This window comes from Bacillus sp. FJAT-22090, from assembly GCF_001278755.1.
Lineage (GTDB): Bacteria > Bacillota > Bacilli > Bacillales_A > Planococcaceae > Psychrobacillus.
Genome location: NZ_CP012601.1, coordinates 1,556,685 through 1,569,758, shown reverse-complemented (window position 1 = coordinate 1,569,758; position 13,074 = coordinate 1,556,685). Strand labels below are relative to the sequence as shown.

Annotated in this window: 11 protein-coding genes; 7 read left to right on the top strand and 4 right to left on the bottom strand. The window is 36.8% G+C overall.

All coding sequences use genetic code 11. The features are described 5' to 3' along the window. Position 1: 1 nt before the first annotated feature. From AM499_RS08235 to AM499_RS08220, 4 genes are read left to right on the top strand one after another with little or no spacing between them, the layout of a single operon-like run. The gene (locus AM499_RS08235) at positions 2-883 is read left to right on the top strand and encodes an HpcH/HpaI aldolase/citrate lyase family protein (protein ID WP_197275618.1); all 882 of its coding nucleotides are present in this window, start codon (positions 2-4) and stop codon (positions 881-883) included. A 12-nt stretch (positions 884-895) separates the two neighbouring features. After that, entirely contained in the window at positions 896-1,360 is a 465-nt protein-coding gene (locus AM499_RS08230; RefSeq protein WP_053589749.1) for a MaoC family dehydratase, read from the top strand. Between the two features lie 36 nt (positions 1,361-1,396). After that, complete coding sequence (locus tag AM499_RS08225) at positions 1,397-2,557, top strand: CaiB/BaiF CoA transferase family protein (RefSeq protein WP_053589748.1); 1,161 nt, start codon at positions 1,397-1,399, stop codon at positions 2,555-2,557. 59 nt (positions 2,558-2,616) lie between these two features. Then, complete coding sequence (locus AM499_RS08220; RefSeq protein ID WP_053589747.1) at positions 2,617-3,432, top strand: enoyl-CoA hydratase/isomerase family protein; 816 nt, start codon at positions 2,617-2,619, stop codon at positions 3,430-3,432. 127 nt (positions 3,433-3,559) lie between these two features. Here AM499_RS08220 and AM499_RS08215 read toward each other — a convergent pair whose 3' ends face one another. From AM499_RS08215 to AM499_RS08205, 4 genes are all read right to left on the bottom strand, one after another. Beyond that, the gene (locus AM499_RS08215; RefSeq protein WP_053589746.1) at positions 3,560-5,227 is read right to left on the bottom strand and encodes a b(o/a)3-type cytochrome-c oxidase subunit 1; all 1,668 of its coding nucleotides are present in this window, start codon (positions 5,225-5,227) and stop codon (positions 3,560-3,562) included. 1 nt (position 5,228) lies between these two features. Beyond that, positions 5,229-5,705: a cupredoxin domain-containing protein gene (locus tag AM499_RS08210; RefSeq protein ID WP_053589745.1), complete on the bottom strand. Its 477-nt coding sequence runs from the start codon at positions 5,703-5,705 to the stop codon at positions 5,229-5,231. A 20-nt stretch (positions 5,706-5,725) separates the two neighbouring features. After that, positions 5,726-5,848 (bottom strand): cytochrome c oxidase subunit 2A, encoded by a 123-nt coding sequence (locus tag AM499_RS21325; RefSeq protein ID WP_082355206.1) that lies wholly within the window; start codon positions 5,846-5,848, stop codon positions 5,726-5,728. Positions 5,849-6,036: 188 nt separating this feature from the next. After that, positions 6,037-6,489 (bottom strand): chemotaxis protein CheX, encoded by a 453-nt coding sequence (locus AM499_RS08205; RefSeq protein WP_053589744.1) that lies wholly within the window; start codon positions 6,487-6,489, stop codon positions 6,037-6,039. Between the two features lie 550 nt (positions 6,490-7,039). On the opposite strand from AM499_RS08205, the gene AM499_RS08200 reads away from it, so the two are divergent. The 3 genes from AM499_RS08200 to rlmN all read left to right on the top strand — a co-directional run bounded on the left by AM499_RS08200 (position 7,040) and on the right by rlmN (position 13,061). Next, positions 7,040-10,627 (top strand): dynamin family protein, encoded by a 3,588-nt coding sequence (locus tag AM499_RS08200; RefSeq protein ID WP_053589743.1) that lies wholly within the window; start codon positions 7,040-7,042, stop codon positions 10,625-10,627. An 18-nt stretch (positions 10,628-10,645) separates the two neighbouring features. Next, the gene (locus AM499_RS08195) at positions 10,646-11,464 is read left to right on the top strand and encodes a sulfurtransferase (RefSeq protein ID WP_053589742.1); all 819 of its coding nucleotides are present in this window, start codon (positions 10,646-10,648) and stop codon (positions 11,462-11,464) included. Between the two features lie 529 nt (positions 11,465-11,993). Continuing rightward, positions 11,994-13,061, top strand: a complete 1,068-nt coding sequence (gene rlmN, locus AM499_RS08190; RefSeq protein ID WP_053589741.1) for a dual-specificity RNA methyltransferase RlmN — start codon at positions 11,994-11,996, stop codon at positions 13,059-13,061. The last annotated feature ends 13 nt before the right edge of the window (positions 13,062-13,074 follow it).

Here is a 13,074-nt window from a genome sequence, read left to right as displayed (position 1 = left end):
ATTGAATAACTATCGAACGTTTCTTTTTGTACCAGGGATCAAGCAAAAGTGGTTTGATAAAATTCCTACCTTTGGGGCGGATGGTGTCATTCTCGATTTGGAAGATAGTGTTCCATTGCATTTGAAAGGTGAGGCACGGGGCTATGTAGCTGAAGCGATTCCTCATCTATGCTCTAAAGGTATTAATGTATTTGTCCGAATCAATAAAGAGGAAGAATTCGATTTGGAGGATTTAAGGGCTGTCGTAGTGAAGGGTATTAAAGGTCTTGTTTTGCCAAAATTGTATGGTCCTGATGACATTGAATCGATTTCGAAAGTTCTGGAAAATTTGGAGCACGATCAAGGAATCCCTTTAGGGACGGTGAAACTCCTACCTATCCTTGAAACAGCAAAATCGATGCAGATGGCATATGAAATTGCCATTTGCGAACGCGTTATAGGAATAGCGGGTTTAAGTGCCAAAAATGGGGATGTAGCTCGTGCACTCGGATATAAATGGACGAATGAAGGCTTGGAGACTTTGTATATGCGTTCTAAAGTTGTGATGGCTGCACGTGCTGCAGGAATCCTACCAATTGGTGGTCTTTGGCAAGATGTTCATAATCTAGATGGGTTAAAGAGAAGTGCAGCGTTCAATCGACAGTTGGGGTTTGCTGGCGAGCTGATTCTACATCCTTCTAATGTCTCGATTGTAAATGAAATTTACTCTCCTTCAGAGGATGAAATCATCTACTATCGTGGTTTGGTGGATGCATTTGAGTTAGCAGAAAGCAATGGCGAAACGGCCATCATGTACCAGGGCGAGCATATTGATTATGCCCATGTGAAAACAGCAAGGGAAATATTGGCTATCTATCAACAACTACATCAGACAATCAAATAAGGGGGAGAAACCATGTCAGGCGGAAAATATTATGAGGAATTAATGATTGGTGATGTCTATAATCACCTGCCTGGACGTACAGTTACAGAAACGGATAACTTGTTGTTTACAACTTTGACCCATAATACGCAATCACTGCATTTAGATGAGGAGTATTCAAAAGGGACAATTCATGGAGGACGAATCGTTAATAGTCTTTTCACCTTATCTTTTGTCGTAGGAGTAGGAGTTGCAGAATTAACAGAAGGGACAACGCTAGGTAATTTAGGTTTTGAAGAGACTACGTTTCCTGCACCTGTTCGAATCGGGGATACACTCCGCGCTGAGACGGAGATTGTTGGTAAACGTGAGTCAAAATCACGTGCTGGCACTGGAATCGTCTGGTTTGAACAAAGAGGCTATAACCAGCATGGGGAGTTGGTGGTAAAGACAAAGCGAGCGGGTCTTATGTTAAAAAAACCAAGTACGAGTAAATAATTAATCATTTTATTTAAAAGTTTAGGAGGAGAGCAGATGAGTGGACCGTTGGAAGGTATTCGTGTACTTGATCTGACTTCAGTTGTAATGGGTCCATATTGCACACTCATGTTAGCAGATATGGGTGCTGATGTCATTAAAATTGAAAGCCCATCAGGGGATACGACACGGTATCTCGGCCCATCGAAAAACCGTGGAATGGGCAGTCTCTTTCTCCATTTAAACCGCAATAAGCGGAGCGTTGCTCTTGATCTAAAGAGTAAAGATGGGTTGGAAACGATGATTGCCCTTGTAAAAGATGCAGATGTTCTCGTTCATACGATGAGACCTAAAACGATGGAAAGACTCGGCCTTTCCTATGAACATCTCAGGAAAGTAAATAGTCAACTAATTTACTGTGGGATGTACGGGTTTAGTAAAGAAGGGCCGTATGGTGACAAGCCTGCTTACGATGACATTATTCAGGCTGCATCAGGAATTGTGTCTGCTCAAGGGAAGGTTTCAGGATCTCCCCAATATTTGGCAACTGTTTTGGCTGACAAGACTGCCGGGCTTGTCGGTCTCAGTTCGATTTTGGCTGCATTGCTCTATCGCCAGGAAAAAGGGGTCGGTCAGGAAATTGAAGTGCCAATGTTTGAGACGATGGTTTCATACAATATGATTGAGCATATGTATGGGGAGACATTTATTCCAGCAAAAGGCTCAACCTATTATTCACGTGTTACTTCTCCTTACCGAAAGCCATATAAGACGAAGGATGGTTACATAGGTGTAATGATCTACAATGATAAACAATGGAAATCTTTCTTTGAAGTGTCGGGTCACCAAGAGTTGGCGGCAGACGAAAGATTTGTTGATATGGAGGTTAGGACACAAAATATAGATTTTGTTTACAGTATGATTGAGGAAATAATAGCTGAGAAAACGACTGAAACATGGCTCTCCTTATTAGTGAATGCTGATATTCCTTGCACTAATATCAATACACCAGATGACCTATTTAAGGATCCTCATTTGAATGACATTAATTTTTTTAGAACTGTCCATCATCCGACGGAAGGAGAAATAAGGGATATGAAGTTCCCAGTAACATTCTCGGAAACTCCTGTCGAATTAAGCCGCTATGCACCGAACTTGGGAGAGCATAATGAAGAGTTATTAAAGGGACTTCAGTTGCGGGATAAAGACGGGAAATAAATAAGAAGAGTCGGCTATCATCATTAGTGCCGACTCTATTACATATGGGGGAGTAATTTATGGCTGATTTACTATTTCTTGTGAAAAATCATATCGCTACGATTACATTGAATCGACCGCTCCAAATGAATGCCTTTAGCAAAGAAATGATTGATTTATGGATTAAGGCGTTGGAGGAGATAAGGGATAATCCAGAAATTCATATCGGAGTAGTTACTGGTAATGGACGTGCCTTCTGTGCAGGTGGTGATGTGAAGTCAATGATTAATCAGAAAGGATTCTTAGCCAAGAAAGAATTAGATGAGACTGATTTTAGAAGTACACCATTGCATGTGAAAAATAGCCTTTGGAAGAACATCCAACGAATTCCACTTCTAATGGAAGAGATAGATAAACCGATGATTGCGGCAATCAATGGTCATGCAATGGGGGCTGGGCTTGACATGGCTTTGATGTGCGATATAAGAATCGCCTCTGACCAGGCAAAATTAGGTGAAACCTATATAAACGCCGGAATCGTCCCTGGTGATGGCGGAGGATATTATTTGCCAAGAATTATCGGAATGGACATGGCATTGGAAATGCTTTGGACAGGCAAAGTGTTAAGTGCCGAAGAAGGACTAAAGTTAAAAATGTTGAGTCACGTTGTCCCTCATGATGAATTGAATGGATTTATTCAAAACTACTGTGAAGGGATACTGAAGAAACCTCAAGAAGTAATCCAAATGACAAAACGAATTGTGAAAGAATCACAGACTATGTCTCTGAAGCAATCATTGGATTATGTTTCATCCCAGATGGCCATAAGTGTGTTTCATCAGGGTCATGAAGATGCCCTAATTGAACTTAGAAATAAATTTATGAAAGAAAAATAGATTATGCAATCACTAATAAATCTAGAATGGGCCATTTACAAAAATAGGCGAGGAGGGAGTGTGTTATTCACTTCCTCCTCGCTCAATTCTCTGTAAATTTTGTAAATTACTTTATTCACGATACGGATTACCAGAATTTATATCCTTTTGATCCAGGTGGTGCATTTTGAATCATATCGATTAGGGGAACTGTATAAGCAAATAAAATTAAAGCAATACAAATGGTTAACCAAATTTTCCAATTCTCCAGTACCATAGGTGTTTTCTCAGCATGTTCAGAAACTTCACCGATTGGGAATTCAGTTTCTCCTTTTGGAGCAAACCAAATTAAGTTTATAACAATATAAAGGACTAATATGATCCCTATGAATAGAATGGTACCACCAACTGCTTGTGCAATCTGATAGGGAATCCATTCTGCTGCTTGTTCAGAACCTCCATAAGTAGAGAAGTCAGAACGACGAGGGGCTCCAAATAAACCAACAATATGCATTGCTCCTGACATGATACTCATACCAAATGCCCAAACAATACCTTGAATGATAGCGAGTTTGTTCATTTGTTTTGTTAATACTCTACCGGTAAGATGTGGGATGAGCCAGTAAGTTGCCCCAAAGAAAGTTAGCACAACAGTTGTCGCTACAGTCAAATGGAAGTGGCCTGTTACCCAGATAGTATTATGAACTACTTGGTTCATCTGGTGAGAGGCATTAATTATTCCACCAGCACCAGCAGGAATAAATGCAGCCATTCCGATAAAAGGAACTAAGAAACGAGCATCTCCCCATGGTAATTTTTTTACCCATCCAAATATACCTTTTCCACCCAATGCACGCCCACGTAACTCAAACGTTGCAAACATAGAAAATGCAGTTAATAGAGAAGGGATAACAACCATTAATGTTAATACAACTTGCAGGAACTTCCAGAAAGAACTGATTCCTGGCTCAGTTAACTGATGGTGGAATCCTACTGGAATAGAGAAAAGTAAAAATAACATAAATGACAATCTAGCGAGTGCATCAGAGAAAATTTTTCCTCCAATAATTTTTGGGATAATAACATACCAAACCATATATGCTGGCAATAACCAGAAATATACTAATGGGTGACCGAAATACCAGAATAATGTACGGGAAAGCAGAACATCCACTTCATCTACCCAACCCAATGACCAGGGGATCAGTTGGAAAACAACTTCCACTGCTACACCAAGTGAACAAATAATCCACATTGCCAAATTCACTACAACCATAAAAGTTAATAATGGACTAGGCTGACCAGGATTAGCCTTTCTCCATTCGATGTATTTCATTATCTGGCCTGCTCCACCAATCCATGATCCCACAACTACTAAAGCCATTCCTACGTAGAAAATCCAGTGAGCTTGTAGTGGAGCATAGAAAGTATACAGTACAGATGCTTCATTTAACAAAACCATAACTGAAGCAGCAGTTGTACCGATTGTCATTGTCCAGAAACCGATCCATCCAAACAATCTTTGTTTATTAGTTAATGTACCAGAAGTACGGCTAACGGCAGCAATTTGAAAACCAAAAATAAAATAGGTTGTTAAAATTAGTCCTAGTAAAACACCATGAACCGTTAAAACTTGATAATAGCCGATTCCCCAAGGGAGTGTAAAGGTCCCAGAGCGCACTAATGTTTGTAAAAGACCACAAAGCCCACCAATCGCTAATGCGATGAAAGCAACATATATATGAGCAAGTGCTAGTTTTCCGTCTCTTTTATCTACTTTTACTAAGTCTTTCGCTTTTTCTGTAATAGTTGTCATATTACTCAACCACCTTTAGCATAGATGTCATGGACGAATGTCCAACACCACAATATTCATTACATAAGATTAGATACTCTCCAGCTTTATCAACGGTAGTTACATATTCAGAAACATATCCTGGTTCAAGCATCATATTAATGTTTGTGCCAGCTACTTGGAATCCATGAACTACATCCTTGGTTGTTGCTATGAATTTCACTTTAGACCCAAGGGGAACTTCAATCTCAGGTGGATTATAAAAAAATGCAGAAGCTACAAATACAACTTCGTAGTCCCAATCTTTTCCTTCCACTTTATGCACTCCTGGGTTATTAAATGGTGCAATTTCGTCCACACGTTCCGGATCAATATAAATTTTTGAGCTTGGTGGATGTGATCCAAAGTGGAATGCACTTATACCAACAATGACTAAAAATAAGACCAATGAGCTAACTCCAAATGTTATCCACCATTTTTCGTACTTATGAATATGCATCGCTTTAAACCTCCAAATTATTAAAATCTATCAATAAACAAGTAAAATGCCATAAACCATGTAATTAAAACGAATACCCCAACAAATCCAACCGAATATAATGTTCCTTTCAAATCTGGTTCTTTTTCACGTTTTTTCGACATTTGTCTACACCTCCTACAAAAGTAGTTCTTGTATATTTTTAATAATAAATAGTATTGAAGTGCAATGATGTGAGAAAAGTCACACAAGAAAGGGGATTATGTGAAATTAATGTGAAGAATAAAAGAGATAGGGGTATTTGGAGGAATAAAAAAAGAACTTTCATAAGTGAAAGTTCTCTTAGGTCTCATTATTCATCGATAGTGAGTATAATCGTTAAATTTCCAATGTCATTAATTACGACTGGTAGTCTAAAAGCATGCTGAAATCCAAATAATTTAGTCGTCCCAACAATGACAGTAGGTGGCGTGATGTCTATTTCTAAGTTGTTACCTGCAACAGTAGTACATAAATTACCTGCTATCATATTTCCTAATTCACCTGTAAATGATTCAAGCATTTCTCCTTCTAAAGCCATACCAAACATAGTTGCACCAATCGATGAAAAACAATTAGATGTGGAATCTATAATAATACGACCTTTTATATCCCCTATAATCCCAATTAGTACACCCATCTCTTTTTGATCATATGGTTGAACCATCAAAGATGGTGATTTAATATCCATAGGAAGAGGGATAACAGACTTTAACGATTGAATCGTGCCATTTAGTATAGTTTGTATGTGTTTAGACGCACTCATTTTATCCCTCCGAATAGTAAAGATGGCTTAATTTTAGCATAAAAGTATTACAAAAAGAATACTATATGTAGAAAATGTCGAAACATTGTGCTATTATTTAAATGAGAATGAATTTCAAATTCACTTGAGAGGACGATATGTATGTTAGCGTTATTAATTGGATCAACTATTTTACTTTATAGTGGGGTCACAGCTTATGTGTTACGTGCAACTTCCCCCCAAGTTAAATAAAATTACTTTCTAAAGTTGGTTTGATTTGTTCAATATAAGTGGAACAGATGAAGCCAGTTTTTTTACTTATGAAGTGGAAATAAAAAACGTACTCCTTCGCGGGCTCGTCACAGAAAAACGAAGATCTTTTTGCTCCTGCGCGAGCTCGTCGGAGAAATTCAAGAATTTTGCTCCTGCGCAAGCTCGTCGCAGAAAAACAAAGATCTTTTTGCTCCTGCGCAAAGCTCGTCGCAGAAAAACAAAGGAACGCTTTTGCGTTCCTTTGTTTTTTGCTATGATATACATAATTGTCGAATTATAAAGGAGATTTTTTTTTCAAATGGAGAATTTAGAAAATATACAACTATTAAAAGAGAAAAATGCTTTGCTTGCTACTCTTTTTCAACGAAATTTAGATGAGGAACGTTTTGCAAAGGCTAAATTGTTTGCAGAAAAACTGGAAAATGGCACATTCACTATTGCGTTTGCAGGACATTTTTCTGCTGGAAAATCTAGCATGATTAATGCTCTAGTAGATGAGCAGTTACTTCCAACTAGTCCAATACCTACTTCGGCAAATATTGTTACTGTAAAAAAGACAAATGATAATTATGCTCTCGTTCATTTTGTTGATAGAGCACCTGTAAGATTCTCAGGTGAATATGATATTCAACTTGTAAAAAAATACTCAAAAGACGGAAGTAAAGTATCTCAAATTGAAATTGGTCATTCAACCTCCAGTTTACCAGAAGGTATTACTGTTATGGATACTCCTGGAGTTGATTCAACAGATGATGCACATAGGATATCAACTGAGTCAGCTCTTCATCTGGCAGATATCGTTTTTTATGTAATGGACTATAACCATGTCCAATCTGAGCTAAATTTTCAATTTACAAAGCAATTGCTTCACTATAACGAAAATGTTTATTTAATTGTTAACCAAGTGGATAAGCATCGAGAAGAAGAGCTTTCCTTTGACGCTTTTAAGCAATCCGTTGCAAATGCTTTCAAAGCATGGTCCGTTGAACCGAAGGATATATTTTTTACCTCATTAAAAGATAAACAGTTTATACATAATGATTTTAAGAAGGTACAAGAAATTGTTCTAAATTCTATTAATAACAAAGAACAATATTTTATTACATCTGCACATGCGACATTAGAGAAACTAGCGGATGAGCATAAACAGTATTTAGAAAATGAAAAAGCAGCATGTCTAGAAACTTTTGATGGACAACTAACAGAAGAGGAATGGAATAATAAAGAAGATATTAAAGAGCAACTTGAAATAGCTCAAAAGCAATCTGCATTACAAGATATAAGTCTATGGAAAAAGATGTTTGAAGAACAACGAAAAGAAATCTTAGAAAACGCTGTAATTATGCCATATGAGGTGAGAGACTCACTTAAGACTTATGCTGAGAGTATGCAAGGTTCATTTAAAGTAGGTTTTATAGGAAGCAAAAAGAAAACAGAAGAAGAGCGATCTAATCGCCTTGAGGATGCAAGAATTCTACTTGAGAAGGTTGTACTAACGAATATTACCGTACATCTGATACAGCTTATGAAAAGTATGCTAAAGGATGTTTCTTTGTTAAGCAATGAAAGAGCTAATGAAATTGATGGGTTGGATTTCGAGATATCATCATTGTTTATTTCAGATTCCTTACATGAAGGTGCTGGTATAACCGGAGATTCTATTCTTCATTATGCAAACAGGGTTCAAGAAACAGTCAGCCGATTTTTTGTACGTGAGACAGATATTTGGAAAGAAAAAATGATCATCGCAATGAATGAAAATCCGGTGGAAGACACAGAAAAAGCAGATCAAAAAACAGAAGTTCTCAATGAAAAAATACTAGCTATCCAATCATTGGAAGAAATTGACGAAAGAATACATGGTTTTGAACAGGAAACAAAGACTCCGGCTCTAGCTATAAGGAAAGAACGGGATCAATTATTAATAGCATGGGATGAGGAACGAAATAGTTTTCAAAAATCTATTGCCGAATATGATCCAAGCTTGGAAGAACAGGTACAGGAACTAGAAACTATAGCTCCCATAGAACAAGAAGAAGAAAATAGTATACTATCTCCCGAGCAAGTCTTAAAGAGAGCAAACAGAATTGGTGAGGTATTAAAAGAGTTACCAGCTTTTAAAGTGGAAGCTGAGATTATTAAACGAAAAGCTAAAAGAGTTGAAAATCAACAATTTACAATTGCATTATTTGGTGCTTTTAGTGCAGGGAAATCTAGTTTTTCTAATGCGTTAATGGGTGCAAATGTATTGCCAGTTTCACCAAACCCAACAACTGCTGCAATAAATAAAATACGCCCAATATCAGAAAAACATCCACATAATACTGCTGATGTTACATTTAAAACAAAAGAGCAATTATTAGAAGATGTATCGTTTGCTTATAAACAATTAGGAATAACTATTATGTCTTTAGATGAAGCATTCGATCAAGCAAGTGGGGCAATAAATCAAACAGTCTCAGAAGAGGTTCATAAATCTTTTATTTCTGCTTTTCATAAAGGGTATCCAACATTTCAAAGTCAACTTGGAAATGTGTTACGGGTGAATGGCGAAGAATTTGAAAGTTATGTGGCGGAAGAAGCTAAAAGCTGTTTTGTAGATTTCATTGATTTTTATTACGATTGTGAATTGACTAGACTTGGAGTTACATTAGTTGATACTCCGGGAGCAGATTCTATCAATGCAAGACATACAGGGGTTGCATTTGACTATATACGGAATGCGGATGCAGTATTGTTTGTGACTTATTTTAACCATGCATTTGCTAAGGCAGACAGAGAGTTCCTAATACAACTAGGTCGAGTAAAAGATGCCTTTGAATTGGATAAAATGTTCTTTATCGTTAATGCCATCGACCTTGCAGAAACAGAGGAAGAAGCAAACCTTGTAAAACAATATGTGCAAAATGAGCTTCAACGATTTGGCATTCGTTTCCCAAGAGTATATGGTATTTCAAGCTTACAAGCACTTAAAGAAAAAGTAGGACATTTACCGTTACACGAAGGAATGGTGCAATTTGAAGAAGCCTTCCATCGTTTCTTGGAAAAAGATTTAAAGCAAATTGCGGTTTCATCACTAGATGAAGAGGCGTCTCGCCAACAAAATAAATTATTAACATTAATAGAGCAAACAGAAAAGAACTTAGCTAGAAAAGATGAAAGGTTAAAAGAATTACGTGAGCAAGAACAAAAAATTCGCAAACGTTACTCAAATTCTATGTCTTCTGTAATAGCTAAGGAAGCTAAGCAAGAACTAGAAACTTTGTTGTACTATGTATTACAACGAGTATATTATCGTTTCAATGAATTCTTTAAAGAGGCATATAATCCTTCTTTGTTTAGTAATCAATCAGCAAATACGGCACTTGGAATTGCTTTGAAAGAATTGTTAAGTATGCTTCGTTTTGACTTGGAGCAGGAAATGCGTGTAACAAACTTTCGAGTACTGCAGTTTATCCAAAAACAAATTAAACAGTTAGAAAAAGAAGAAATACGTGTGCTAAAAGAATGGAATGAAAGTTTTACTTTTACACCTCATGAAAGTGAAGACCGCGATTTATTAGAATTTGTTGGTCCTTTTGAGGAAATTCAAAAATATGAAAACGTAAAATCTTATTTTAAAAACAATAAATCTTTTTTCGAGAAAAACGATAAAGAGAAGCTTCGTGATTCCTTATCTGAGCAAACGAAAATCGAAGCGGAAAGCTACTTAAAGCTGGAGCATGATCGACTTACAAAATGGGCAGATCAATATGTAGATATCGAGACAGAGGCAGTTCGATTAAAGTGGTTAAACGAGTCAATTATTCAAATTGATGCCGAACGAAATCTTTTAGAGCAAGAAGAAACCCTTGCCAAATGGAAAGAGATTTATGCCAAAATTTAATTGAAGGGAGAGAATAACATGAGCAATATTTTTATTGATTTGGATAAAATAATTGGAAAAAATGTTCGATTTATTGATACTCGTTTTGATTTAGGAAATGTGAATGCAGGAAAAGAAATGTTTAAGATGGAACATTTAGAAGGAGCAATCTATTGGGACTTGGAAAATGATTTGTCCGACATGGGAAGTGAAAATGGACGCCATCCAATGATTTCAAAGGATAAGATGACAAATCTAATTCAAAAGGCAGGATTGCTTTTAGATGATCATATCGTCATTTATGATCAAGGAGGTTCCCCATTTGCTTTAAGAGCATACTTTTTATTGGAATGGGCAGGCTTTAACAATGTTCATGTACTTCGTGAAGGATATGAAGAGGCGAAAAAGAAATTGCCTGTTTCCAATGAAGAAATTGAAATTAGTGCTTCGACTATTTCGCCAAATTGGAAAGATGAAATTTATGTAGATGTAAATAAAGTTAAAAAAATTGTTAGTGGTGAAATGGATGCACAGTTAATTGATGCACGATCTGCAAAGCGTTATCGTGGTGAAATGGAACCAATAGATTCTGTTGCTGGTCATATTCCGACTGCTCTAAATTTCGATTGGGAACAACTTAAAAGTGATGGTAAGTTTCTGCAACAAGAGGATTTACAAGAAAAACTAACAGGATTAACCGATAAATCAAAGCCTGTCGTTGCTTATTGCGGTAGTGGGGTGACTGCTGCACCACTTTATGCAAGTTTGAAGGAAGCCGGGTATGAAAATGTCCAATTATATGTAGGCAGCTACAGTGATTGGATTCGAGAAAACGAAGTAGAAACAAGTAAAAAGTAGTCTTTAAAGAACTAATTAAAAAGTTGAAATTGCGCCTGAAACCTCCATTTGAAATGGGGAAGTTCAGGCGTTTTATTTTTTTCTAAGACTTTGTTAAATAATACTGTTGTTAATTACTAGTTAAAAAGTACAAACTATCAAAAACGTTGTTTTAAACTCCATGCATTGATGAAATGAATACGAAACTATATCCGCAGGTGTCATCAGGATGTGCGCCTTATACGCCGCATGAGCGTGAAGAATGAGACTCCGCGTAAGGATGTGGGAGTGAGTGAAACGTATGACTCATCATGCGTAGCGTGAGGCAAGCGCACGTCCGAGTGGTCGGAAACACTAGATGAACAGATTTCTTTCTGAAACAACAAAGAAGTTTAACTGAGCAATTTTTAAAAAATCCGGACAAGAGTGATTTATAGGGGAAAAGCTAAATTTATATCTTTTATTTCTTTTTTTTTGTATAATTAATTGTAGTATGTAAACATTTATAGTATAATGGGCAAATTGTACACGAATGAAATGAGGAATATTAATGCAGAAATCAATTTATGGTCTAACAAAAGATCAGTTAATAGAGTGGTTATTAGAACATGGTCAAAAGAAATTTAGAGCAGAACAGGTTTGGGATTGGTTATACATTAAAAGAGTGCAAAGCTTTGATGAGATGAATAATGTCAACAAAGATTGTCTTCAATTGTTGAAAGACAACTTTGTCATTCAGACTTTGAAAGAATCTGTAAAGCAAGAATCTGCCGATGGAACCATTAAGTTTTTATTTCAAATGCAGGATGGGAATCTTATTGAAACAGTGTTAATGCGTTTCAAATATGGACTGTCTGTTTGTGTAACGACACAGGTAGGGTGTAACATAGGTTGCAGTTTCTGTGCTAGTGGATTGCTTAAGAAAAGTCGTGATTTAGACGCAGGTGAGATTGTAGGGCAAATTATGAAAGTGCAAGAGCACTTGGATAATTTGGGTAAAAGTGAGCGAGTAAGCCATATCGTAGTAATGGGTATCGGAGAACCATTCGATAACTATACAAACTTAATGAACTTCTTACGCGTCGTGAACGATCAAAAAGGACTTGCGATTGGAGCAAGACATATTACTGTTTCAACAAGTGGACTAGCTAAGAAAATCTATGATTATGCTGATGAGAACATTCAAGTGAATCTTGCTGTTTCATTACATGCTCCAAATGATGAGCTTCGTTCACGTATTATGGTCATCAATAAAGCATTCCCTATTGAGAAGGTTATGGCTGCAGTTGATTACTATCTAGAAAAAACGAATCGCCGAATAACTTTTGAATATATTCTGCTTAAAGATGTAAATGATCATATAGAGGAAGCACAACAATTAGCAAAACTGTTGGAAAACAAACGTCACTTATCTTATGTGAATCTAATTCCGTACAACCCAGTAGACGAGCATGGCCAATATCAACGTAGCTCGGAGGAATCCATTAGTGCGTTTTTCCAAACGTTGAAAAACAAAGGAATTAACTGTGGTGTTCGTATGGAGCAAGGAACAGATATTGACGCAGCTTGCGGGCAACTACGAAGCAAACAGATAAAAAAACAAAAAACTACTGTATAACACAAAACGCATC